Source organism: Endozoicomonas sp. ONNA1, assembly GCF_024606325.1.
Taxonomy (GTDB): Bacteria; Pseudomonadota; Gammaproteobacteria; order Pseudomonadales; family Endozoicomonadaceae; genus Endozoicomonas_A.
The window spans coordinates 1-24,208 of the sequence record NZ_JAHHPN010000922.1 but is presented as its reverse complement, the minus strand read 5'-3'; the positions used below and the strand labels follow the sequence as shown (position 1 = coordinate 24,208).

Genomic DNA, 24,208 nt, shown 5'->3' with positions numbered 1-24,208 from the left:
ACAGGTGTTTCCCAGAGCTCAGGGGATCGTGTGATGAAGCGCAAAGATTATAAAATTATTTTTGAAGGACAGATTCTGCCTGACTTTTCCGAAGCTGAAGTCAGAAATAATCTGGCTCGACTCTTCAATGCCGATGCCCAGCGCATTGACCGTCTATTTTCAGGCAAACCCTATGCGGTTCGAAAACCTGTCACCAAGAAGGAAGCCCGCAAATACGAAGAAGCCATTAAAAAGGCCGGCGGACAATGTCAGATTATGTCCCTGGATGGCTCGAAAAAATTGCCTCCCACTGAAGAGAACCACTCATCTATCTTTACTGAAACGCCGTTATCAGGAAGCCCCAGACAAAATAGCAATGAGCCATTGCGGCTGTTAAGACGCATCGGACGAAGCCGTTATCTGGCAATGAGCTGGCTGGTGGTGGCTATAGAAGCGATTGCCATTCTGCTGCCTGATTATTTACCGATGCTGATCGGCGCAGCCCTGACCATTCAACAGACTGTGTCAATGGCCCTGGGCATTCACATTCTGGCCATCATGCTCACACTTTATCTGGTCATCACCCGACTTCATGATATGGATCGGAGCGGCTGGCTGTCGCTATTTCTTGTCATTCCCGTCGTCAACATCCTTTTCCTCTTCTGGCTCAGTATTGGCGCAGGCACAAAAGAAAAAAACAACTACGGAGAGCCTCCTCTACCCCCCACCAACCTGACACGTGCACTGGGCATTTATGTTCCCATGTCTTTGATACTTATTGGTGTCGCGGGCGCTTATCTCTATCAGGAACAACTGGTAGCGTGGATTCAGATGTTGCCCGAAGTCACCTCGGAATGGACAGGCCTTGAGTATCGCGGATAAAAGGCTAAATTACCTTTGTATCCCGAGCAGGTTTTTACGATAGGGTTTGCCTCTCTGCGGACAACCGCCCGTCGAGACTGTAAAAATTCAATAGAAGCATTGAAAAACAGCATCTGAATACGCATCTTTACGCAGTCCACTGACTTGCTTCAGTGGTTATAATCCTAACTTTTATAATGTCGTCCGTATTCTGACCGGATGTTCGTCTGGTGAATTGCAAGTTATCTCTATTCACTCCCGGTTTTCGAACATCAAACCAACGGGCCACCATGACGCAAACACTTCAGTATTGCACTCAGCGTGCTTCAGTGCGCAGAGTGCAATACTGTTGGTAAATACCCCTTCAGGAGGTGACCGGAGTCAATCGGTCGACCTCTCATTGCCCGTATCCTGTTAGGTACTTTTTCAATGAGCAAAGATAGCATTCTAGTCATCAACTGCGGCAGCTCATCCCTCAAATTCGCAGTGATCAACCCGACAACGGAAGAAGAGAAAATCAACGGCATCGCTGAACGCCTGGACAGCAGCGAAGCGGTTCTGCGCTGGAAAATCAACGGAGTAAAAGGCTCTCAGGCGCTGGGATTGGCTGCACACGAAGCAGCTCTGGAAGCCCTTATTGGCCTTCTGCGTGAAGAAGGTCTGATTGAAGGCATCTCCGCCATTGGTCACCGTGTTGTTCACGGTGGTGAGAAGTTCTCTCAGTCCTGCCTGGTGACCGATGAAGTTCTGCAAGCCATTGAAGACGGCATAAAGCTGGCCCCTCTGCATAGCCCGGCCAATCTGGCGGGTATTCGTGCTGCTCAGAAAATTTTCCCGGGCATGCCCAATGTTGTTGTTTTTGATACTGCATTCCACCAAACCATGCCAGCAGAGGCTTACCTCTACCCGATCCCATACAATCTTTACAAAGAACACGGTGTTCGTCGCTACGGTTTCCACGGGACCAGCTACCGCTATGTCGGTCAGGCTGCTGCCGATATGCTGGGTCTGGACATCAACGACAGCAATCTGGTAGTGGCTCATCTGGGTAACGGCGCTTCTGCCTGCGCGATCAAGAATGGTAAGTCAATTGATACCACCATGGGCCTGACACCTCTGGAAGGTTTGGTTATGGGCACTCGTTCCGGTGATGTTGATCCTAACCTGTTCAACTTCCTCAATAAAACTCTGGGCTATACCCTTGAGGAAGCCACCGACCTCCTGAATAAGAAGAGCGGCCTGTTGGGTCTGTCTGAAATGGACAGCGACTGTCGTGTTATTGAAGACGCTGCAGCTGAAGGTAATGAGCGTGCCCAACTGACTCTGGATGTTTTCTGCCACGTTCTGGCTGAGAAAGTAGCTGGTTTTGCTGCGGCCATGGGTAAGATTGATGCCCTGGTATTCACCGGCGGTATCGGAGAGAACTCCAGTGTCATTCGCAAGAACGTCATTGAACGTCTGAGCATTTTCGGCTTCGAGGTAGATGAAAAGCTCAATGATGAAACTTTCCGGGGCAAGAGCGGTGTAATTACTCAGGAGGGATCTACGGTTGCAATGGTAGTTACCACCAACGAAGAGCTGATGATTTCCCGTGACACTCAGGCCCTGATCGCCTGATTCAGCCTGGGGTCTGTTTTAAGGCCCCATGTTTGACTTGTTTGCAAACATTTCCGGAGCTGCATTATGCGTACGTTTTTTCTGGCCCCCACCCGCTATGGAGTCGGCCTGACTTCAGTCTCTCTGGGTCTGGTGCGGGCACTGGACACCCTTGGCCTGAGGGTAAAATTCTTCAAACCTATTGCCCAGCTGCACACGACGGACAAAGGACCTGAGCGTTCTACACGACTGGCTCAGCGTATTATGGACCATGAGCCACCAACACCGATTACCACCCAAAAGGTTGAAAACTTGCTGGGAGACAATAAGGGTGATGAGATTATGGAAGAGATTGTCGCTCTGTTCGACGATGCTTCCGAAGGCGCTGAAGTCGTCGTGGTTGAAGGCCTGGTTCCTACCCGTGACATGCCTTATGCCAACCGCCTTAACAGCGATATGGCCAGAACACTGAACGCCGACATAATTTTGGTTTCAGAACCCGGCAAGGATTCTCTGGAAGATGTTGCAGACAAACTGGAAATTGCCGCCGACAGCTTCGGTGGCATCAAAAACCCCAATGTCATCGGTTATATCCTGAACAAGCTGGACAAAGAGCTGGTTGAACAACTGACTGAAGATCATCAATTCAGACCCTTGCCCGAGTTCTCTCGCAAGAATTTCCTGCCTCTGGGCTACATCAGCTATAACCCTCAACTGAGCTCACATCGTACTCTGGATATTGCCCGCCACCTGGGTTGTGAAGTCATTAACGAAGGTGACATTGCCCAGCGTCGTGTCAATTCCTACACGCTAAGTGCCAGAACTCCCAGCAACATGATTCATCACCTGAAGCCCGGTAATTTGATCATTACTGCCGGCGACCGTGATGACATCGTTCTGGCGACCTCAATGGCAGCCTCCAACGGTGTTCCCTTGCCCGGACTGTTACTCACCAGTGGTATCAGAATGTCCAGCGCTGTCCGGGAACTCTGCACCAAAGCCTTTTCTACAGGCTTGCCGGTCCTGATGACTGAGGATGATTCCTATACGACTGCTACCCGTCTGGACCGCATGAGTGATGAGTTACCTTTGGACGACATGGAACGTATTGAAAAGGTGATGAACACCATTGCAGAGAATCTTAATAACAGTTGGTTCAAGCAGCACTGCGGAAGCCTGACAGAGCGTCGCCTGTCACCTCCAGCATTCCGCTACAGTCTGGTGCAACAGGCAAAAGCCGCACGTAAACGCATCGTTCTGCCAGAGGGCGATGAACCAAGAACCATCCAGGCTGCCATCATCTGTCAGGAGCGTGGCATTGCCGAGTGTATCCTGCTGGGTAACCGTGAAGTCATTGAACAGGTTGCTCGTGATAACGGTTTTGATCTGCCGGAAGGGCTGATTATTATGGACCCCAGGAGTATCAGCCAACGTTACATTGAGCCCATGGTCGAACTGCGCAAGCATAAAGGTCTGAATGCCCCTATGGCAGAAGCTCAGCTGGAAGATACGGTGGTTCTGGGCACCATGATGCTGGCTATGGACGAGGTGGATGGACTGGTTTCCGGCGCCGTCCACACTACTGCCAATACCATCCGCCCGGCTTTTCAGCTGATTAAACCGAAAAAAGACGCCGGAGGACTTGTATCTTCCGTCTTTTTCATGCTGCTGCCCGACCAGGTTCTGGTATACGGCGACTGTGCCGTTAATCCAAACCCTGACGCAGAAGCTCTGGCTAACATTGCCATTCAGAGTGCCGACTCTGCCAAGGCCTTTGGTATTGAGCCACGCATCGCGATGATCAGCTACTCCACAGGCTCTTCAGGTATCGGCGCAGACGTTGAACGTGTTCGCAATGCCACCCAGCTGGTACGCGAGAAGCGCCCGGATCTGGTCGTTGATGGCCCGTTACAATATGACGCAGCGTCTGTAGAATCTGTTGCCAAGAGCAAGGCGCCCGATTCAGACGTTGCTGGTCGTGCAACTGTCTTCGTGTTTCCTGATCTCAATACAGGTAATACCACGTACAAGGCTGTGCAGCGCAGCGCCAACGTCATCAGCGTGGGCCCAATGCTACAGGGCCTGAACAAGCCGGTGAATGACCTGTCCCGCGGCGCTCTGGTGGACGATATTGTCTACACAATTGCTCTCACCGCCATTCAGGCTGCCGCCAAAAAAGCCTGATTCTGCCATTGATCGGGAGAGTCAAAATGTCTCTCCCATCTTATGTTCAGATCCAACATTTCATCTCATCGTCGTATTTTCATTCAGCCTTCGTCATTATTACTCTGGTCAAAACCTTTTGACTCCCGGCAACGCGAAGTAACACATAACTGTCACACTTCTTGCATACCATTTAGATGAATATTCATTCAAGTAAGGAGACAAAATGTCGACATTGGATCATTACGCCCTGGAGAAAATAACGAAAGTAGAGAAATTAACAATGAAACTTCATCTTAATACAGAGTCAACCGTCACTTGCAGCAGCTGCGGACATTCCGAAACTGAAACCATGCCACTGGACGCCTGCGTCTACCTCTATGAATGCAGAAGCTGTAAAAACCTGATGACTCCACAAAGAGGTGACTGCTGTATCTTCTGTTCTCGCGGCACTCACCCCTGCCCGACCAGCCAGAAAGAAAGCAGAAGCTATCGAGTGATCCGCAAGCAAGAGCAAGCAGCTCTGGAATCCTCACACTATGAGAAAAACCAATCAATGGCAGGATGACCTGTCTGCCGACCCAAGAACGAGCCAGTGAAACCGACAACTCATTTCAGAACAGCGTCGGTATACTGGCTTTTAAATATTCATTGGTGTTTGGGATCCGGTATCAGATTTATCTCTACCCGTCTGTTCAGCGCACGCCCCTGCATGGTGCTGTTATCACCAATAGGATTTGAGGCACCCGCACCAGAGTATGTAATGCGGGATCCGGCAACCCCCTGGTACATCAGATAGTCTGCCACACTTCTGGCCCGATCCTCAGAGAGAGGTCGATTAATTTTGTCTCCACCGGTGCTGTCGGTATAGCCAACGACTTCGACCAGGTTCTTATCGAACTCCTTGACGACCTTGGCAACAGAACCCAGAACAGGGTAGAAACTGGACTTGATCGCTGACTTATTGGTATCAAACGTGATGTTAGAGGGCATGATTAACTTGAGGTTATCTCCATCCCGTTGCACCTGAACACCGGTTCCTTCCAGCTCTTTTCTGAGCGCTGCTTCCTGCCTGTCCGTGTAATAACCGTAACCGGCTCCGGCCGCACCACCAATTGCAGCGCCCTCCAGAGCTCCCTCGCCACCACCAATCAAACCACCAATAACAGCACCGGTAACAGCACCAATGCCACCGTATGCGGTGGTTTTGTTGACTTCCTTCTCACCGGTGTAAGGGTTAGTCGTATGACAACCCGCCACGATTGCAGCGACGGCAACGACCAAAGACATTCTTTTTAGCTGCATCATCATGTTCACTTCTCCTAGCCGCGAATAATGCTGTTTTCCCGGATTTCTTCGCCAATACAGGTATCCGGACCATGACCTGTAACCACAGTGGTCACTTCATCCAAAGTGTACAGACGATCACGAATGGACTTCTCTATTGCCTTGAAGTCTCCACCCCAGAGATCCGTTCTACCGATTGAACGACGGAACAGTGTGTCTCCGGCGATCAATAGATTCTCTTTATCAAAGTGAAAACACATGGAACCCGGGGTATGTCCGGGCGTATGCATCGCCACTCCCCCACAACAAGGCAGCTCCTGATCATCATTCAGCCAGTAATCAGGATCTGGAACAGGGTTATAAGGCACACCAAACATACGACACTGTGTTTCGAGATTATCCCAGAGGAATTTATCTTCTTTGTGAAGATGAATAGGGGCACCGGTCTTTTTCTTGATTTCGCCACTGGCCAGGAAATGATCCAAATGAGCATGAGTATGAATCAACGCTACTGATTTTAGTCCGTGAGTCTCCAACTTGGCAAGGATGAGATCAGGATCACCACCAGGGTCGATCACGATGGCTTTTTTGGTGATGGGGTCACCAATGATGGTGCAGTTACACTGCAAAGGCCCCACAGGAAATGTCTCTTTTATCAGTGATGGATTCCGCTCGGTCATGCTAATCGCCCCAAAACTCATGACCGAACATTCTAAAACAGAGTGTGGGTAATGTGCATTATCTGTTTAATCCTTTGACAGAGACACGATAATGCCCCTGTCGCACTCATTCACTCTCAGGGAAGCTTCAATAATACTTTCATTCGTCCACGACCTTGATTCACAGAAACACTCAGCCGCAGGCTGGCGTGAGCACTTCGCACATTCAGTCTGGTCAATGAACTGCCAATTATCAGCCGCCTCATGGCGACATCATCTGGAAACCCGCCAACAACCGGGTAGGGAAAGCAGGGTTCTCTGTCATAAGAATCCTGATCTTCCTCAAAGTCTTCCAGTAAATCGGGCAAATCAAAACGGAGAGCCATGATTAAACCTCCAGAGGCAGCCATCATTGGAAAGTGCCAGGCCAGGAGCTTGAACGAAGATTCCCCCGCACTTTAATACTGACCATCCTGACCGGATAGCACGTGAAATTGTAGACAAACTCCAGAGATGGCATGAATCTTTTTAGAGCCGACTGGAACAAAATAACCAATTACCAAATTTTACAGCCCTGCCCAGTCCTCAAACACTGATTGTGATTTGGGCTTCGCCCTCTAACGGATGGATTCCACAACCTTACCAATCGCTTTGCACAAGGTATCCAGGTCTTTATCTGAAATGATATAAGGTGGCATCACATAAACCAGCTTACCGAAAGGCCTGACCCATACTCCTTGTTCAGGAAAACGGGGTTGAATTTCAGACATGATTACCGGCTCTTTCAACTCAACCACACCGATGGCCCCCAAAACCCGGACGTTATCCACCGTCTCCAGATCATTACAGGGAGAAAGTCCGTCCCATAATTTTTTCTCTATATTGGCCACCTGACTGACCCACTCACCTGTGGATAAAATATCCATGCTAGCCACACCGGCTGCACAAGCCAGAGGATTAGCCATGAAAGTGGGACCGTGCATGATCGGGCCAGAGGCACAGATAGTCTTACTGACTTCTTCAGTGCACATCACAGCGGATAGCGTCATATAGCCACCGGTCAGGGCCTTACCTACACACATGATGTCCGGGATCACACCAGCGTGTTCGCAGGCAAACATTTTCCCGGTTCGACCAAAACCCGTGGCAATCTCATCATGAATCAGCAAGACTTCATGCTCGTCGCAAAGCGCTCTGACTTTTTTCAGAAAATCGGGGGAGTAGAAGTGCATACCGCCAGCCCCCTGAACGATAGGCTCTATGATAACCGCAGCCACCTGAAGACTCAGGGACTCCAGTTCAGAGCGAAACGTCTCAATGTGGTGGTCTTCCAATATCTCATAAAAGCCACAGCCGGGCCGGGGTACAAAATGATGTTCAGGAAGAATACCGGTAAACAAATGATGCATACCATTGTCAGGATCACACACAGCCATACCGCCGGTCGTATCGCCAAAGTAACCGCCTTTGAATGTCAGCAGCTTGTTCTTGTGAATCTCGCCTTTGCACTGCCAATACTGCATAGCCATCTTGATGGCTACTTCTATGGCGACAGATCCTGAATCTGCAAAAAACACAGTTTTGATCGGTTCGGGCGTAAGGGCAACCAGTCTGCGAGACAGTTCAATGGCGGGTTTGTGGGTCAGTCCACCGAACATGACATGGGACATTGAATCGACCTGATCCTTAATGGCTTGATTCATAACCGGATGGTTATAGCCATGGACCATACTCCACCAGGACGACATTCCATCAATCACTTCCCGGCCATCACTCAAGAGAAGCCTGACCCCTGAGGCACTTTCAACAGCAAACAGTTCATACTGGCTGGGCGTTGTCCCGTAAGGGTGCCAGATATGCCGGGCATCAAACTCAAGATCAGACTGTGTGATGGTACGATCCACAATGGGCTCCAACGTCTTCAAATATTCAGAAAACTACGAATAATATGCCAATTCAACACAACAATTCACCGATAACGGCCCAACACAAACCATTTCACAGAATTTGACTGAACACTGAATCGCCTCGAGAAATGAGTTACAATTCCCAACTAACTCATTATTTTTCTTCATCCACTTTTCTCAAACCAAAGTAGAACCAGAACCCAATGACCGCACTGTTCGTCAATCAACTTACCACTCTTGATTTCAGTTACCTTTCTCCGGAGCGCGGGGTTGTAGGGGAAACCTGGCTGGTCGATGTCGTGCTCCGGGGCGATCTGGATGAACAAGGTATGGTCTTTGACTTTGGTCACGTCAAAAAGCAGATCAAGGCCTCTCTGGACATTCTTGCCGACCACCGTCTACTGATACCGGCTTCTAACGAGGCAATAGCCGTCAAAACAGAAAATAAGGAACACCTTTCTGTCAAAATGCAGACCAGTACCGGTGACGTCATCGAATGCAAGGCTCCCGCCCCTGCCATTTTACTGGTCGATACTCAGGAAATAACACCCGAAGCCTTGATCCCCTATCTGGAAAAAACCCTGCTGGATGAACTGCCGGACAACGTCAGTGATGTTGAACTGCACATTTATCCGGAACAGTTTTCCGGTGCTTTCTACCACTACAGCCACGGTCTGAAAAAGCATCTCGGTGATTGCCAGCGAATTGCACACGGACATCGCTCTCCTATCCATATCTATCTGGACGGCAAGCGCGACCCGACTCTGGAAGCAGACTGGGCCGAAACCTGGAAAGATATCTACATTGCCACCCGTGAAGATCTGCTGGAGAAAGTGACCATAGGCAAGCGGGATCACCTTCGCTTTGGCTACACCTCCGACCAGGGTTACTTCGAGCTGACACTGGCAGAAGATCACTGCTACCTGATTGATACTGACAGCACCGTGGAGCTTCTGGCAGAGCATATCGCCTCCACACTAAAAACCCGTCACCCGGACCACTCAGTCCGGGTGGTAGCCTTTGAAGGATTTAACAAAGGGGCTGTAGCAGAGAAGTGAACCCCTCTGCCCTGTCAGTCTTTGACGGGGCTGATTCAGGCTTTGAGCCTTAATTTCCTTAGTTCCGGCTAGAATTAAGTCTGTCGACATACAGAAACGGATTTCTTATGGCCATCGAAGACATCAATAACCGCCCCACTCCCCCTTCTGCCCCCCGACAAGATCCAGAGTTGGGCCTTTCAGCTCAGCAACAGGTCGAAGAAGAAGTAAAACTCACTTTTAAAGACCTGAAAAGCCACATGGAAGAGATGCTGCAATTCAATTACACCATCATCCATGAACTACTGGGGCAGATTGCGGCTATCAGCCCCTATCGGGCTGACATGACTCAGGGTAAGCAACCAGAAGTAGCGTTGATAGAAGCTTCTGACGCCGTCAGAGCAACCCCCGTTGCACCCGTGGGAGAAGCCAGCGCTGCTGCCTATCTGGCTGGCCTTCAACACATTGAAGGCATGATGGGAAACCACGATATCAAGCTTCAGGCAATGCTGGACAAGCTGGCTCTGTCGCGCTCTGGCAGAAAAACCGACCTGGAGAATCAGGGGTTGGAGTTTGAGCGCCTGAAATCCATTATCATTCAGGCAGAAGGCAGAATGAATCAAATATTGAGCCAGATGCCAGAAACCCTGCCTGAACACCCGGGCCTTGTGTTGAAGGACATGCTGCCAGAGGTCATCGAAAAACTGCAACAATACGATGGCAGCTTTCGGGAAGCGCTCACTAAAGTGCGTGAAGAAATTCTCAGGGTCAGCTCACATCAGTAACAACCGATGACAACCTCACCGGGCTCTGGACAGATAACCCCCGAGCGTAGGTAATCATAACCCTACGGAGCCTGTTTAGCCCCATGGTACAATCATACTCATTTTCCTGCTGATAGGTCTGAGACATGACGACGTTTTATCTGAAGGCAAAAGAGATCTTCACTGAAGAAGGCATTCTTCAGGACAGTTTTCTGAAAATTGCAGACGGTCTTATCGCGGCTATCGACTGTGTGCCTGAAAAAAACGCGGACATTTTGGATCTGGGAGACAGTCGTATTGTTCCGGGGTTCATTGATCTCCATATTCATGGCTGTGGCGGATTTGACGTCATGGACGCCAGCTACGAAGCCATTAACTCCATCTCAAAAACCATTGCGGCCAAGGGCGTCGTCGGCTTCCTTGCCACCACGGTAACCGATACCTGGGAAAGAAACCTTGCAGCCCTTGGCAACGTTGAGCATTGCATCAGGCAGGGTGTTGATGGTGCAGAAGTACTGGGTTCCTACAGCGAAGCCATATTCTTTTCCGAACGTTTCAAAGGCGCCCATGAAAGCAGCTACTTCCTGACCCCCACCAAAGAGAGACTAAACGAGATGCTGGAAGCATCAGGTGGCACCCTCCGCTCACTGGCGCTGGCCCCTGAAGTTGAGGGCGGTATTGAAGCTGTTGAATACCTGACCAGCAAGAATGTCCGCGTCATGATTGGACACACAGGCGCTACTTACGATGTCTGCAAGAAAGCCTTCGCAGCCGGTGCCGTTGGTGGCGTTCATATTTTTAACCAGATGCTCGGCTTGCATCATCGTCAACCCGGAACTGCCGGTGCCGTTTTGCACCACCGGGATATCTATGCAGAATTGATTGCTGACGGTGTCCATGTTGACCCCGTTGTCATGGATCTGGTCTATCGCCTCAAAGGGGTTGATAAAACCGTTTTGATCACAGACTGCATGTGCGCAGGTGGTCTCAGCGACGGTGAATACCAGCTGGGACAATTGACAGTTCATGTCAAGGATGGCGTTGCCAGAACCGAATCGGGTGCTTTGGCAGGAAGCACCCTGACACTCAACCGCGCCGTTGCCAATATGATCGAAAAGGTGGATGTAGAACCCCTGAGCGCAGTGCACATGGCGTCTCTGACACCAGCGACCCTGCTTGGCCTGCATGAAGAACTGGGGAGCATCAAAGTCGGTAAGCGTGCATCCGTAGCGGTTTTAAACAGAAGCCACGAAGTCCTGATGACGTTTGTCGATGGCAAACAGGTTTTCAGCCTGTATTGACGTCCTGTTCAGTAAGCCGCCGTATAAGGCAACCTCACGATTGACGCTCTTCTCTGGGTGTCAGGTCAAAATGGTTTTTATACGCCGTACTAAAGTGTGAAGCATTGCAGAAACCACAGGCGATGCCCACCTCCAGAACCGACCTGTCACTCTCCCTGAGCAGCTTTCTGGCATGCTCAAGCCTGAGCTTCAGATAGTATCTGGAAGGCACCGTACCCAGATATTTGCGAAACAAACGTTCTAGCTGTCTGCGAGAAATACCCACCAGAGAAGCCAGTTCGTCGGTGCCCAGAGGCTCTTCTATGTTAGAAGCCATCAACTGTGTTGCTTCCTCAATCTGTGGCTGTTGCCTTCTGACGGGAGTTGTTGCAAAAGAAGAAGTCACCGGCTCACCGAGACGATCCCTGACCAACAATTCCGAGACACTGGCCGCAAGATCAACTCCCCGCTCTCGAGCAACCAGAGAGAGCATCATATCCATAGCGGCTGTGCCTGCACCACAGGTCATCCTGTTTCGGTCCAATTCAAAAGCTGTCTGGCTCAACTCCACTTGGGGATAGAGTGCCTGAAGAGCGTCGGCAGCCCCTTCCAGTCGAGCCCGATAACCACTGAGAAGGCCCGCACTCGCCAGCAGGTTGGCACCTTTACCAATCCCTCCCAAAACAGAAATTCCGGACAATGAGGCATAAGGAATATCGACGCCTGTTTCTGAAGCGACCAGAATCACCACATCCATAAACTCCGGCGCCGACTGAGAGGGCTCAAGTGAAAGACCCACGTTACTCCTGACAGATGATTCCGCAATGACAGTAGTTTCATAAACCCTCTGCCCGGTCACCAGATTGACGGCTCTCAGCACTTCCAGAGCTGAAGATAAACCCAGCAATGAGAAGCCAGGATATAAAAGAAAACCCACCTTGCAAGGCTTGCTCACCCACCCCCCCTCTCTGCGCTGCCATCTCCGGAACCGAAAAAACAATGATTATTCATAGTGAAAAAATACTCGAAAAGCACGCTTGATCATACGTTTAAAGACAAAATCAAGACTCTTAAAACGCATGATAACAACTAAAGGCTCCTTCTTTTAATACCCAATGAACGTTGTTGCCCTGCTCAGGGCTGTGCCAGTCAACGTCCCAAAACGTAAATACTGAACAAGGGTGAATGAAGCTCATCTTTCCAGGGCATTCCATCTTCCGGTTTCCCCAAAGGCTGATGAAACCCCAGCACGCTTAAACCCGATTGAGAAAATACTAAACGGTAGTCCTCATCAGTCCAGAAGAAATCTTCAAAGACCACCTCAGAGTCTGCCACAGAGCATTTAACGCGACAGCCACTGGTAAGCGTCCTGTTTTCGGGGAAATTATTATTGACCATCAACCAATTTCCATGGAACTTTCGTTCTGAACTCACAGTAACCACCACTACACCATCTGGTTTCAACACCCTTTTCACTTCGCGGATAACCGCCTTCATCTCAGATAAAGAAGCTATTTCAACCAGGACATAAGACAGCATCACCAGATCATAAGACGCATCAGGACGGGGGATAGCAGCAGAATTAATGCGGGTAAATGCGGTGTTCTTATGGTCGTGCAAAGCCACGCAGAGCATATTGGCTGAAATGTCCATACCCTCTACATTCAACCCGGCACGTTTTAATAGCGGAATCATCGATCCTGCACCGCAGCCGTAGTCCAGTGTCCGAGCTCCCGGTTTGACGTATTTAGCCAACAGTCCGGGCAGGTCTCTCTGAATCATAAATCCCAGGTGATTTTTTTCCTTGGCATACCCCCAAGCTTTTTCTTCTGTGTATTCCATAAGCTGATATCACTGTGAAGCGAACTTAAGGATGAAAAATAGCAGAACGCTTCAGAAAAAATTTTCTCAGTAAAACGGTTCTCAGAGAAAACTCCGGGTCGCCTGGTGTAAACTCTTTGCTCCGGCTTTGATCTATAGTTGGGAGTCAAACAGCTAAATCAGCCATGATCGAAAGCAGCGCTTGTCACTCGATACTGTGTTGAAGAGCGCTCACTATAAAAAAACCATGTGCCCCGAGGACAAAAAATGACCGAATACTCCGTTAACAGAGCGACCTTCGACGACGTCATGGTGCCTAACTATGCACCACAGGCGATCATCCCCGTTCGCGGAAAAGGTTCTCGAGTCTGGGATCAGGAAGGCCGTGAATACGTCGATTTCGCAGGAGGTATTGCTGTTAATGCCCTCGGCCACTGCCACCCTCAACTGGTCAGGGCCCTCAAGGCACAGAGTGACAAACTCTGGCATCTGAGTAATGTCTATACCAACGAGCCTGCTCTGGCTCTGGCCCAACGCCTGACCGAGATCTCCTTTGCCGAAAAAGTCTTCTTCTGTAACTCAGGTACAGAAGCCAACGAAGCTGCTTTCAAACTGGCCAGGAAGTATTCTTTTGATCATGTTGGCCCCGAAAAACATGAGATCATATCCTTCAAAAGCTCCTTCCACGGTCGCAGTCTGTTTGCCGTAACAGTGGGTGGTCAGCCGAGTTACTGTGAAGGTTACGCACCAGTTCCGGGCGGTGTGACTCACCTGCCTTACAATGACCTGGATGCCCTGAAAGCGGCAATTTCCGGGAAGACCTGTGCAGTCGTTCTGGAACCCATCCAGGGTGAAGGTGGCGTGATTCCGGCAGATCCTGAGTTCCTGAAGGGCGTTAGGGCACTGTGTGATGAATACAAAGCCCTGATGGTTTTGGATGAAGTGCAAACCGGTGTAGGCCGTACCGGTGAGTTTTATGCCTACATGTCCACCGGCGTCATCCCAGACATTCTGACCACAGCCAAATCCCTCGGCGGCGGCTTCCCGGTGGGCGCCATGCTAACCACCGACGAAGTCGCCAAAAGCTTTGGCTTTGGCAGCCACGGCAGCACCTATGGGGGGAACCCACTGGCCTGCGCAGTGGCTCTCGAAGCCATCAACCTGATCCACAACGATCAGGTTCTGGCCAATGTCAGCAGTAAGCATGAACTGTTCCGAAGTGAGCTGGAACGCATTAACCAAACTTTTGGCATCTTTAAGGAAGTTCGTGGCAAAGGCATGCTGATTGGTGCCGAGCTGATCGAAGACTGGCACGGTAAAGGCAAGGATTTTCTCGCGGCCGCTGCAGAAGAAGGTCTGATGATGCTGGTAGCTGGCCCCAATGTTCTCAGAATGGCACCGTCACTGATCATTCCGGACGAAGATATCCGTGAGGGTATGGCAGCTCTGGAACGGGCAGTGGCCAAGGTAGTCAATCCATAATGAATGACTGCACCGGCCTCGTGTTACTGGCCGGTGTCACAACCCCAAACTGTCCGTATCAGAATACTTCCTGTCGCAAAATCAAGAGCGATCATGCTCGTCAGTTCGTATACTGAAACAGCTGCAGGCTCAGAAACAGCCTTGAGCTCAGAAAAAATAGCCAAACCAAAACAAATATCAGAAGGGAATGCCGGTTTATAGTGCGTTCCAACAAAAACCATCTTTGAAAAAATGGTGTTTCATGTCCGACCTTCTTGCCCCGCTCCAATCCCAGTTAACCCGTCTGGACAACCTTCAGGCCGAAATGCTTGAGCACACCATTGAACTGGCTGAAATCAACTCCGGTAGTCTCAATGCCACAGGGGTTAACCAGGTCATGGAGCGGCTCAGACGGATGACAGCATCCCTGGGTGGAGAACAAGAAGTCATTGATCTGGCACCTTATGAAGTAATTAACGATCAGGGAGAATTGGTTCAACACGAGTTAGGCAAGGCTTTGAGAGTCCGCAAACGCCCCGAGGCTCCGCTTAAGGTTTTACTGTGCGGCCATATGGACACTGTATTCCCCAAAGACAGCTCTTTCCAAAAGGTTGTCCAACTTGATGAAGATACCATCAATGGTCCGGGTGTCACCGACTTGAAAGGCGGCATCATTGTGATGCTGAATGCGCTTAAAATACTGGAAGCAAGCCCCTGGGCAGATCAAATCGGCTGGGAAATCCTGTTCAACCCCGATGAAGAAATTGGCTCACCGGGTTCTGCCGCCTTGATAAAAGACGCCGCCAGCCGTGTAGACCTTGGCATGATTTACGAGCCTTGCTTCCCTGATGGCAGCTTCGCTGGTCAACGCAAGGGCAGCGGAAACTTTACCGCCGTCTGTTATGGCAAAGCGGCTCATGCTGGCAGGGAACATCATCTGGGAAGAAATGCTATACGTGCTCTGTGCGACTTTGTCTCTGCCATGGACGACCTGAATGGCAAACGTGAAGGTGTCACGTTTAATCCCGGCTATATTCACGGTGGCGGCCCAACCAATATTGTTCCGGACAAATGCATAAGCCGTTTCAATATTCGCCTTGAGAAACCGGAAGATGAAGACTGGTGCCTGCGGGAACTGCAAATGATCGTGAATGAGATCAGCAGTCGCAATGGCATCCGTCTGGAGCTCCACGGCGGCTTCAGCAGAAAACCCAAACTACTCTCCCCTGCCAACCAGCAACTGTTAGAGCTGGCCAGACAGTGTGGTCATGCACTGGGACTGACCATTGATGTAAAACCCACCGGCGGCTGCTGTGATGGCAATAACCTGGCCTCAGCAGGCATTCCCAATATCGATACTCTGGGCGTTCAGGGTGGACATATTCACAGTGAACAGGAGTACCTGAAAATCAGCAGTCTGGTGCCCAGGGCCAAATTGAGTGCGGCCCTACTGCTTACACTGGCCCGCAATGAAGCTCTGGGTAGCGGAAACGCCTGGCTGAAGAGCAAAGAGGCGCGGCAATGAAAGTCGTCAGACCTATAGAATATCGAGACCTTAGTGCCCTGGAAGCACTCGCCAGCAGTGCCCGAGACTCAATGACGACCCTGCCTGCAAACCGTGATCATCTGGCAGAACTGATTTGCAAAACCCACGACTCACTCAGTCAAAACGTCGAGAGTGCCCGAGAAGAGAGCTACCACTTTGTACTGGAAGATCTGGACAGCGGTGAGATTCTTGGCATATCCGGCATTATTGCCACAGTGGGCCTTTCTGTTCCTTTCTATAACTTTCGTGTTGATGAAGACGTTCATGCATCCGAAACCTTAAATACCATTAACCGGATGACCGTCTTAAAGCTCTGTCAGGATTACACAGGCTACTCCAGCCTCTGCACTCTCTTCATCTCTCAAAAACACGACAGCTGGTCTAACCTTCAGTTGCTGAGCCGGGCGAGACTGCTGTTCATGGCGGAACATCGTGATCGGTTTGCTGACCGTATTCTGGCAGAGATTCAGGGCGTTGTTGATGAAAACAATCGCTCGGCATTCTGGGACAGTCTGGGCAGTCACTTTCTGCCAATGGCCATGTCCAAAGCCAATTATCTGACCGGTCTTCAGGAAAAGAACTTTATTGCTGACCTGATGCCCCGATATCCGATTTACACACGCCTGCTCGCCAAACAGGCAAGAGCGGTGATAGGTGAACCCAGACCTGACCGGGAACCAGTGTTCCACATCCTTGAACGGGAGGGATTCAACTATCAGGGGTATGTAGATATTTTTGATGCCGGCCCCACTCTTGAAGCTGGAACCGACCGGCTAACCACTCTGCGTGACAGTCAGATCTATCAACCTGATCTACACATAAACTCTCCAGAGCCTGAAACAGCTTATACACAAAACAACGATTATCTTGTAGCCAATACATCGACCCGATCTTTTCGATGCATCAGCACAGCTTTCAACCCGCAAGCCCCGGCTCTGACACAGAAAGAAACGGATCTGCTGCAACTGGGTGGCGGAGACCCCGTCAGAGTGGCAGCCAGCTATTAAAAGACTATGGGCTCATAAAGCCAGAGGAAACGGCAATGACAGAAGCCAAAACAAACAAAATCAAAACCCTTCTGGAAGCCATGTGGCAGAATTATCTGGAACTGACCCCCGATGCCCGGACAATCCATGACCTCTTTGCCAGTCAGAATAATGGCATGGTGATCAACGACCACATTGCCCTGCGCACCTATAATCTGGACAAGGTCAATCTCGAAACAGTAGCCCGCCCCTTTCTCGATGCAGGCTATGTTGTCGGCGGCGACTATGCATTTCCAGGCAGAAAACTGGTGGCTAAACATTTCCAGCATCCAGACGACACTCTGCCTAAAGTATTTATTAGTGAGCTGCTGGTTGAGGCACTATCAGGTAAAGCTCAGAAAATTATCCACAGCCTCGTCGACCAGGTGACTGAAGGATCTGTTCTTCTGGATAACTTCTGCTTTTCAGGGCGTCCCTGGACAGTCAGCCTGCAAGACTATGACCTGCTATTACAGGAAAGTGAGTACGCTGCCTGGGTGGCAGCCCTCGGTTACCGCCCCAACCACTTCACTGTCTCCATCAATCACCTGCAATCTCATGATGACATCCATGTCCTGAACCGTATGCTGCAGGATAATGGTTTCATACTGAATGAAAGCGGAGGTCTGGTGAAAGGTTCTCCCGAAGTCCTTCTGGAACAGTCATCCACCATGGCCGGCAAAGTCAGCGTCAGCTTCTCCGATGGTGACCGGGCGATCCCCGGCTGTTTCTATGAGTTTGCCAAGCGCTACTCACTGCCCAATGGTAAGCTCTACCAGGGGTTCGTAGCGGTTTCTGCTGACAAGATTTTTGAAAGTACCGATACCAGGTCAACCCAATGATCTGACTTTGTTCAGTCATTGAGGAAGGCAAAAGTGACAGAACAGTTTTTTCACAAGCTGCTCTTTTCTATCACGATAATCATAAAAAACGACCACTGAGGCCTGACATTTTCTTATGATGTTAATCAGACCCATTACCGAACAGGACCACGACGCACTCTGGCAGATTGCCCGGATGACCGGCGTGGGTTTCTCTTCCCTGCAACCTGATCCCGACATGGTGCAAAAAAAACTCGACTGGGCAGTCAACTCCTTCAGGGCTGAAAAGCCTCTGGAAGAAGCTTACTACCTGTTCGTCATGGAAGACACGAAAACGGAAAAAGTAGTCGGTGTCTGCGGCATTGAGTCCGCAGTAGGCCTGAAAGACCCCTGGTACAACTACAAGGTGAACACTCAGGTACATGCCTCCAGAGAACTGGATGTCTATACCCGCATCAAGACCCTGACGCTTTGCAGTGATTACACCGGTCATTCAGAACTCTGCACTCTGTTCCTGACACCGGAATACCGTAAATCCAGCAATGGACACCTGTTGTCCAAGTGTCGTTTTCTTTTCATGGCTGCTCATGAGCCTCGCTTTGACGATAACATCATTGCCGAGCTTCGTGGCTTCTCTGATGAAGATGGCGAATCTCCCTTCTGGGAAGCTTTGGGCAGACATTTCTTTGCCGTGGACTTTGTCGAAGCTGACCAGCAGGTCTCCCGGGGTAAGTCTTTTATCGCCGAGTTGATGCCACGCAACCCCATCTACAGCAACCTGTTACCCGCAAAAGCCCAAAGTGTCATCGGTCAGACTCATCAGGATACTGTGCCCGCAAGAAAACTACTGGAGAGCGAAGGGTTCCGATACACCGGCTATATCGACATTTTTGATGGCGGTCCGGTGCTGGAAACCCGGCCTAGAGATATCCGGGCAATCAGGGATTCCCGCCGCTACCGGGTCAGGGTTCATGACTTTGTGGATACGGATGAAACGGTCTGGCTAATGGCCAACAGCCATTTCCGCAACTTTCGTTGCATGGCAGGACAACTGTCGTTTGAAGGACTGGAATCCGTCAACATCAGTCAGAAACAGGCTGAAGCCTTGAAGGTGCGAGACGGAGACGAACTCAGAGTCGTGCCACTCTTTAATCCACAACGGAACAATTATCAATAAACAGCCCTGAACACTAATACATTAGGAGTGACATTATGAAAGGTTCTCTATTTATTAAGGGACAATGGCTTCAGGGTGAAGGTCAGACATTCCATTCTCTGAATCCGGCCAGTGGTGAAACCGTCTGGAGTGGATCTGCCGCCCAGCCTTCACAGGTTGACCAGGCCATTTCATCAGCCCGGAAAGCCCAGCCGGGATGGGCTGCACGCTCTCTGGAAGACCGCATTAGTCTGGTGCGTAAGTTTGCCGGGCAGGTTGAACAAAACGCTCACCTGCTGGCCGAGATCATTGCCTTAGAGACGGGTAAACCCTTGTGGGAATCCAAAACCGAAGCTGCGGCCATGAAAGGCAAGATTGAAATTTCTATCAAAGCCTACAGTGAGCGCACCGGAACGACAGAAAACATCATGCCGGGAGCCCGTGCTTTTATACGACATAAACCTCACGGTGTCGTCGCTGTTTTTGGCCCCTACAATTTTCCGGGACACCTGCCCAATGGACACATTGTTCCGGCCCTGCTGGCGGGCAATACGGTTGTCTTCAAACCCAGTGAACTGACCCCGGCTACAGCTGAAGAAACCATCAAACTCTGGGAGCAGGCCGGACTACCGGAAGGCGTATTGAACATGGTTCAGGGCGAGAGAGAGACCGGTATGGCTCTGGCTGGGCACAAAGGCATTGACGGCCTGTTCTTCACCGGCAGCTCGAATACAGGAAGGCTCATCCACCAGCAGTTTGGGGGTCAGCCAGGCAAGATTCTGGCTCTGGAGATGGGTGGCAATAATCCGCTGATCATTACTGAAGTCAAAGATCGAAAAGCGGCGATACACGACACTATACAGTCAGCGTTTATTACTGCGGGTCAGCGGTGTACCTGCTCCAGACGCTTGTTCGTGCCTGCCTCAGAATGGGGTGATACTTTCATTGATCAACTGGTTGAAGCCACAGGCAACATCAAAATAGGCCAATGGAATGATGAAGACCAGCCCTTCATGGGAGCCGTTATCTCAGAAGCGGCTGCGAACAGTATTTTGCAGGCACAGGCACGCCTGCAACAGCTGGGCGGTCAATCATTACTGACGAGCAGAAAATTGAAGGAAGGTACCGGTTTACTGTCTCCCGGCATTATTGATGTTACCGCCATTAAAGAACTACCCGATGAAGAGTACTTCGGCCCTTTGCTACAGGTGCTTCGTTACAACCAGCTCAACGAAGCCATCGAACAAGCCAATAACACTCGTTATGGACTGTCCGCCGGTATTTTCGCTGACAACCGAGAAGACTATGAACAGTTCCTGCACCTGAGTCGAGCCGGAATCGTCAACTGGAACAAGCCCATCACCGGAGCCAGCAGCGCTGCGCCATTTGGTGGTATTGGTGACAGCGGTAACCACCGCCCCAGTGCCTACTTTGCTGCTGACTACTGCGCTTACCCCGTTGCCAGTGTAGAAGCTGAGAGCCTGTCACTACCGGAAAAACTGGCGCCGGGTTTAAAGCTTTAATGAACAGATGCATGCCATCAGGAAGCTGACCGAGATCGGAACAGAAAAAATATGAATAGTACTGTTGAAGCCAATTTTGACGGCCTGGTAGGCCCAACCCATAATTATGCAGGCCTTTCTCTGGGCAATATAGCCTCAACCCGAAGCCAGTCGGCGTCTTCCAACCCGAAACAGGCTGCTCTGCAAGGTCTGGCTAAAATGAAGGCACTGCACGACATGGGTTTAGTACAAGGAGTGCTGGCACCCCATGAAAGACCCGACGTTTATACCCTGCGCAAGCTAGGTTTTAGCGGCAGTGATAGACAGGTTCTTGCCGGGGCCTCAAGACAGGCACCCAAAATTCTTGCAGCATGCAGTTCTGCATCCACCATGTGGACCGCTAATGCCGCTACAGTATCACCCAGCGCCGACACAACGTCTGGCACCGTACATTTCACACCGGCAAACCTGTGCAGTAAGTTTCACCGATCCATTGAGCATGAAATAACAGGCAAAATCCTGAAAGCCGTTTTCTCCAGCGAGGAGCATTTCACTCATCATCCAGCCCTGATTAGCACCTCTCACTTCGGCGATGAGGGCGCGGCCAATCACACCCGTTTCTGTCAGAACTATGGAGACGAAGGTGTTGAGTTTTTTGTTTATGGCCGTTACAGCTTTGATGATGCTCAGCCAGCGCCGACAAAATTTCCGGCTCGCCAAACCCTGGAGGCCTCCCAGGCCATTGCCCGTAACCATCAACTGAATAGCCATCGAACTGTCTTTGCACAGCAAAATCCGGAAGTCATTGATCAGGGAGTTTTTCATAACGATGTCATTGCTGTGGGTAACCGCAATGTACTGTTCTGTCACGAGAAAGCCTTCCTGAATCAGGCGCAGGTTTACAACGACCTGAGAAGTGCTTATAGCCTTGAGCTAAAAAACAGCCGGAATGACTTCTGCATTATTGAGGTGCCTGAAAGTCAGATAAGAGTGGAAACTGCGGTGAAAAGTTACCTGTTCAACAGTCAGCTGCTCAGCACTTCCGATCATGATATGACTATTGTTGTGCCCTCTGAGTGCCAGAGTGATCGACAGGTTTCTTCTTACCTCGAAGGTCTGGTTGCGCGCGAGAACCCCATTAATGACATCAAAGTGTTCGACTTGCGTCAGAGCATGAATAATGGCGGCGGACCTGCCTGTTTGCGTCTGAGAGTAGTCCTGACTCCAGAAGAACTGGCTGCCACCAATCAGGCCTGCCTGATGAACGACACTTTGTATACAACACTCTGCCAATGGGTAGAAAAACATTACCGTGACAGGCTGACTGAAGCCGATCTTGCTGATCCTGAACTTCTGATTGAATCCCGTACAGCACTGGATGAGTTAACCGACATTCTGCAACTGGGCTCAGTCTATCAGTTCCAACAGGTGTGAAGGGCTTGAGCTGATTTTATCTCTGCGAATGATAGAATCAGCTCATCCACTTCATGGGAGAAAAGAATGAGAATAATATCCATTGCTATGCTGGCGCTTGTTTCCATAGTACTTGCAGGCTGCGTAAGCGTTACCGTTCCTCAGGAAAACCCTAAGGTCGCCCCATTATCGATTACCGCTTCTCCCCTGCATCGATTCTCTTTAGCCGATTTTGATGGCTTGATGTTCGAATCCATCACCCCTGAAGAAAAGGACCCGATGTTCCCTAACCGGGAGAATGCTTATCAAACAATAGAATTCGAGATAGCCAAACAGCTGTCAGCGAAAATGAAGATTGATCCTGACCAAATACCCCAGAATTCATTGATTGTCCGCTACGGCATTGCTTCTGATTCCATCGTCTCCGACGCAGAACTGGTTCACTTTTTTGGCACAACGCCGGGACTGGTCACTGAGCCGGGCCAGGAAAAACTGACCATAGCCATTGCCCTGATTAGAGCCAATACCGGAGATGCCCTATGGAAAGGGGTTGCCCAGGGCACAATAGTTCCCGGACTAAGCAATGAGACGCGACTGGCCAGAGCCGAAGCGGCGATTGCCAGAATGTTGAGCAGTTTGAAATGACGCTCCCTGCCTTATCAAAGATGTTGGAGAGTTAAAGCAAACAATCAATTATTCATTCGTAGCTCCGTGATTTTCACCTTGTGATAGCCACTGTCATAGCCGTCGGAGATGGTAAGCACATGGCCGCAGTCGGCACTGAAGGTGGCTGATTTGACCTTCCTCCCATGGGAAATTGTGGCTTTTTCTACCCATGATCCATCAGCCACCAGACCAATAATTTTCGACGTTAAATCTCCACTGGCGGTGACCACATGGCGGCCATCGGGACCGAAGGTGGCCGAGAAGACCTCTCCATTATGGGAAAAGATGGCTATTTCTCTCCATAATCCATCGTCGTCATGGCCATAAATTTTCACCTTTCCATCGCCACTGGCGGTCACCATGTAACGGCCATCGGCGCTGAAGTTGGCTGAATAAACTTCGTCCTCATGATGAATGGTGGTCTGTTTTTTCCATTCTCCGTACTCCTGGGCGTAGATTTTCGCCTTGCCATCAATACTGGCGGTCACCAAATGACTGCCATCATCGCTGAAGGTGGCTGAGTTGACCTCTTCCTTATGTAAAATAATGGTTTTTTCTTTCCATGGCCCATCATCTTCATGACCATAGATTTTCACCGTGCAATTGTTAACGGTCACCAGATGGCTGCTGTCAGCGCTGAAGGTAGCTGAATCGACATAATCAACATGATAAATTTTGGCTTTTTCTTCCCATGTCCCACCCTCTTCCTGGCCATAGATTTTCGCCGTGCAATCTTCACTGGCAGTGACCAAATAGCGGCTATCGGCACTGAAGGTAGCTGAGCTGACAGTGTCATCATGTTCAATTGTGGCTTTTTCCACCCATAGCCCATCGCCCACCTTGCTATAGATCTTCACTGTGTGATCGTCACTTGCGGTCACTAAATGAGAGCTATCGGCGCTGAAGGTGGCTGTATTAACGCCTTCATCATGAAAAATGGTCCCTTTTGCTTTCCATGATCCATCGTCTTCATAGCCATAGATTTTCGCTGTGCCGTCGTCACTGGCAGTTACCAAATAGCGGCTATCGGCACTGAAGGTGGCTGACTCAACGAAGCGATCATGGGTAATGGTGGTCTTTTCTTCCCATAAACCATCGTCATTGCGGCTACAGATTTTCACCTTGTTATCTTCACCGATGGTCACCACGTGGTGACCATCGGCGCTGAAGGAAGCTGAATTAACTTCTTCATCATGGGAAATGGTGGCTTTTTTCTTCCATGATCCGTCGTCCTCCTTGTCATAGATTTTCACCTTACCATCGT

22 protein-coding genes are annotated in these 24,208 nt (G+C 50.2%); 15 read left to right on the top strand and 7 right to left on the bottom strand.

Features of this window, described 5'->3' with window-relative positions:
- The first annotated feature begins 33 nt into the window (after positions 1–33).
- The 4 genes from KDK19_RS21745 to KDK19_RS21730 all read left to right on the top strand — a co-directional run bounded on the left by KDK19_RS21745 (position 34) and on the right by KDK19_RS21730 (position 5,167).
- Positions 34–861, top strand: a complete 828-nt coding sequence (locus KDK19_RS21745; protein WP_257253475.1) for a DUF805 domain-containing protein — start codon at positions 34–36, stop codon at positions 859–861.
- A gap of 408 nt (positions 862–1,269) precedes the next feature.
- Entirely contained in the window at positions 1,270–2,457 is a 1,188-nt protein-coding gene (locus tag KDK19_RS21740; RefSeq protein ID WP_257253474.1) for an acetate kinase, read from the top strand.
- Between the two features lie 66 nt (positions 2,458–2,523).
- Complete coding sequence (pta, locus tag KDK19_RS21735; protein WP_257280221.1) at positions 2,524–4,620, top strand: phosphate acetyltransferase; 2,097 nt, start codon at positions 2,524–2,526, stop codon at positions 4,618–4,620.
- 205 nt (positions 4,621–4,825) lie between these two features.
- Positions 4,826–5,167: a GDCCVxC domain-containing (seleno)protein gene (locus KDK19_RS21730; protein ID WP_257280222.1), complete on the top strand. Its 342-nt coding sequence runs from the start codon at positions 4,826–4,828 to the stop codon at positions 5,165–5,167.
- 80 nt (positions 5,168–5,247) lie between these two features.
- On the opposite strand, the gene KDK19_RS21725 is transcribed toward KDK19_RS21730, so the two are convergent.
- The 4 genes from KDK19_RS21725 to bioA all read right to left on the bottom strand — a co-directional run bounded on the left by KDK19_RS21725 (position 5,248) and on the right by bioA (position 8,449).
- Positions 5,248–5,910 carry an OmpA family protein gene (locus tag KDK19_RS21725; RefSeq protein ID WP_306671278.1) on the bottom strand — a complete coding sequence of 221 codons (663 nt, stop codon included), beginning with the start codon at positions 5,908–5,910 and terminating at the stop codon, positions 5,248–5,250.
- An 11-nt stretch (positions 5,911–5,921) separates the two neighbouring features.
- Positions 5,922–6,566, bottom strand: coding sequence for an MBL fold metallo-hydrolase (locus KDK19_RS21720; RefSeq protein ID WP_257280223.1), 645 nt, complete (start codon positions 6,564–6,566; stop codon positions 5,922–5,924).
- Between the two features lie 116 nt (positions 6,567–6,682).
- Complete coding sequence (locus tag KDK19_RS21715) at positions 6,683–6,931, bottom strand: hypothetical protein (RefSeq protein ID WP_257292934.1); 249 nt, start codon at positions 6,929–6,931, stop codon at positions 6,683–6,685.
- Between the two features lie 231 nt (positions 6,932–7,162).
- Entirely contained in the window at positions 7,163–8,449 is a 1,287-nt protein-coding gene (bioA, locus tag KDK19_RS21710; protein WP_257280225.1) for an adenosylmethionine--8-amino-7-oxononanoate transaminase, read from the bottom strand.
- 206 nt (positions 8,450–8,655) lie between these two features.
- Between bioA and KDK19_RS21705 the strand changes: the two genes are divergently transcribed.
- From KDK19_RS21705 to nagA, 3 genes are all read left to right on the top strand, one after another.
- Positions 8,656–9,510, top strand: coding sequence for a 6-carboxytetrahydropterin synthase (locus KDK19_RS21705; protein ID WP_257292933.1), 855 nt, complete (start codon positions 8,656–8,658; stop codon positions 9,508–9,510).
- Between the two features lie 107 nt (positions 9,511–9,617).
- Positions 9,618–10,274 (top strand): hypothetical protein, encoded by a 657-nt coding sequence (locus KDK19_RS21700; protein WP_257280227.1) that lies wholly within the window; start codon positions 9,618–9,620, stop codon positions 10,272–10,274.
- 125 nt (positions 10,275–10,399) lie between these two features.
- Positions 10,400–11,554 (top strand): N-acetylglucosamine-6-phosphate deacetylase, encoded by a 1,155-nt coding sequence (nagA, locus tag KDK19_RS21695; RefSeq protein ID WP_257292932.1) that lies wholly within the window; start codon positions 10,400–10,402, stop codon positions 11,552–11,554.
- A gap of 34 nt (positions 11,555–11,588) precedes the next feature.
- Here nagA and KDK19_RS21690 read toward each other — a convergent pair whose 3' ends face one another.
- Both KDK19_RS21690 and KDK19_RS21685 read right to left on the bottom strand, forming a co-directional pair.
- Positions 11,589–12,488 (bottom strand): helix-turn-helix domain-containing protein, encoded by a 900-nt coding sequence (locus tag KDK19_RS21690; RefSeq protein ID WP_257280229.1) that lies wholly within the window; start codon positions 12,486–12,488, stop codon positions 11,589–11,591.
- Between the two features lie 194 nt (positions 12,489–12,682).
- Positions 12,683–13,375 (bottom strand): bifunctional 2-polyprenyl-6-hydroxyphenol methylase/3-demethylubiquinol 3-O-methyltransferase UbiG, encoded by a 693-nt coding sequence (locus KDK19_RS21685; RefSeq protein ID WP_257292931.1) that lies wholly within the window; start codon positions 13,373–13,375, stop codon positions 12,683–12,685.
- A gap of 246 nt (positions 13,376–13,621) precedes the next feature.
- Between KDK19_RS21685 and KDK19_RS21680 the strand changes: the two genes are divergently transcribed.
- From KDK19_RS21680 to KDK19_RS21645, 8 genes are all read left to right on the top strand, one after another.
- A complete protein-coding gene (locus tag KDK19_RS21680) occupies positions 13,622–14,836 on the top strand; it encodes an aspartate aminotransferase family protein (protein WP_257292930.1) in 1,215 nt (404 codons plus the stop codon).
- Positions 14,837–15,077: 241 nt separating this feature from the next.
- Positions 15,078–16,340: a hydrolase gene (locus KDK19_RS21675; protein ID WP_257292929.1), complete on the top strand. Its 1,263-nt coding sequence runs from the start codon at positions 15,078–15,080 to the stop codon at positions 16,338–16,340.
- Entirely contained in the window at positions 16,337–17,368 is a 1,032-nt protein-coding gene (locus tag KDK19_RS21670) for an arginine N-succinyltransferase (RefSeq protein WP_257280232.1), read from the top strand. Before KDK19_RS21675 ends, KDK19_RS21670 begins: the two co-directional genes overlap by 4 nt.
- 35 nt (positions 17,369–17,403) lie before the next feature.
- On the top strand, positions 17,404–18,228 hold the full coding sequence (locus KDK19_RS21665; RefSeq protein ID WP_257280233.1) for a DUF1338 domain-containing protein: 825 nt from the start codon (positions 17,404–17,406) through the stop codon (positions 18,226–18,228).
- Positions 18,229–18,343: 115 nt separating this feature from the next.
- Complete coding sequence (gene astA, locus KDK19_RS21660; protein WP_257292928.1) at positions 18,344–19,384, top strand: arginine N-succinyltransferase; 1,041 nt, start codon at positions 18,344–18,346, stop codon at positions 19,382–19,384.
- Positions 19,385–19,419: 35 nt separating this feature from the next.
- Complete coding sequence (gene astD, locus KDK19_RS21655) at positions 19,420–20,886, top strand: succinylglutamate-semialdehyde dehydrogenase (protein WP_257292927.1); 1,467 nt, start codon at positions 19,420–19,422, stop codon at positions 20,884–20,886.
- 51 nt (positions 20,887–20,937) lie between these two features.
- The gene (astB, locus tag KDK19_RS21650; protein WP_257280235.1) at positions 20,938–22,299 is read left to right on the top strand and encodes an N-succinylarginine dihydrolase; all 1,362 of its coding nucleotides are present in this window, start codon (positions 20,938–20,940) and stop codon (positions 22,297–22,299) included.
- Positions 22,300–22,365: 66 nt separating this feature from the next.
- The gene (locus tag KDK19_RS21645; protein WP_257280236.1) at positions 22,366–22,923 is read left to right on the top strand and encodes a DUF4136 domain-containing protein; all 558 of its coding nucleotides are present in this window, start codon (positions 22,366–22,368) and stop codon (positions 22,921–22,923) included.
- 44 nt (positions 22,924–22,967) lie between these two features.
- Here KDK19_RS21645 and KDK19_RS21640 read toward each other — a convergent pair.
- The coding region (locus KDK19_RS21640; protein WP_257292926.1) for a WD40 repeat domain-containing protein at positions 22,968–24,208 on the bottom strand (1,241 nt) is incomplete at its 5' end.

Coding starts and splice junctions, on each gene's coding strand:
- KDK19_RS21685 (WP_257292931.1), bottom strand. CDS start 13,375: ATGGAATACACAGAAGAAAAAGCTTGGGGGTATGCCAAGGAAAAAAAT.
- KDK19_RS21670 (WP_257280232.1), top strand. CDS start 16,337: ATGAAAGTCGTCAGACCTATAGAATATCGAGACCTTAGTGCCCTGGAA.
- KDK19_RS21720 (WP_257280223.1), bottom strand. CDS start 6,566: ATGACCGAGCGGAATCCATCACTGATAAAAGAGACATTTCCTGTGGGG.
- KDK19_RS21675 (WP_257292929.1), top strand. CDS start 15,078: ATGTCCGACCTTCTTGCCCCGCTCCAATCCCAGTTAACCCGTCTGGAC.
- KDK19_RS21740 (WP_257253474.1), top strand. CDS start 1,270: ATGAGCAAAGATAGCATTCTAGTCATCAACTGCGGCAGCTCATCCCTC.
- KDK19_RS21665 (WP_257280233.1), top strand. CDS start 17,404: ATGACAGAAGCCAAAACAAACAAAATCAAAACCCTTCTGGAAGCCATG.
- KDK19_RS21730 (WP_257280222.1), top strand. CDS start 4,826: ATGTCGACATTGGATCATTACGCCCTGGAGAAAATAACGAAAGTAGAG.
- KDK19_RS21700 (WP_257280227.1), top strand. CDS start 9,618: ATGGCCATCGAAGACATCAATAACCGCCCCACTCCCCCTTCTGCCCCC.
- KDK19_RS21715 (WP_257292934.1), bottom strand. CDS start 6,931: ATGGCTCTCCGTTTTGATTTGCCCGATTTACTGGAAGACTTTGAGGAA.
- astB (WP_257280235.1), top strand. CDS start 20,938: ATGAATAGTACTGTTGAAGCCAATTTTGACGGCCTGGTAGGCCCAACC.
- KDK19_RS21680 (WP_257292930.1), top strand. CDS start 13,622: ATGACCGAATACTCCGTTAACAGAGCGACCTTCGACGACGTCATGGTG.
- KDK19_RS21745 (WP_257253475.1), top strand. CDS start 34: ATGAAGCGCAAAGATTATAAAATTATTTTTGAAGGACAGATTCTGCCT.
- KDK19_RS21725 (WP_306671278.1), bottom strand. CDS start 5,910: ATGATGATGCAGCTAAAAAGAATGTCTTTGGTCGTTGCCGTCGCTGCA.
- KDK19_RS21705 (WP_257292933.1), top strand. CDS start 8,656: ATGACCGCACTGTTCGTCAATCAACTTACCACTCTTGATTTCAGTTAC.
- astD (WP_257292927.1), top strand. CDS start 19,420: ATGAAAGGTTCTCTATTTATTAAGGGACAATGGCTTCAGGGTGAAGGT.
- pta (WP_257280221.1), top strand. CDS start 2,524: ATGCGTACGTTTTTTCTGGCCCCCACCCGCTATGGAGTCGGCCTGACT.
- nagA (WP_257292932.1), top strand. CDS start 10,400: ATGACGACGTTTTATCTGAAGGCAAAAGAGATCTTCACTGAAGAAGGC.
- KDK19_RS21645 (WP_257280236.1), top strand. CDS start 22,366: ATGAGAATAATATCCATTGCTATGCTGGCGCTTGTTTCCATAGTACTT.
- astA (WP_257292928.1), top strand. CDS start 18,344: ATGATGTTAATCAGACCCATTACCGAACAGGACCACGACGCACTCTGG.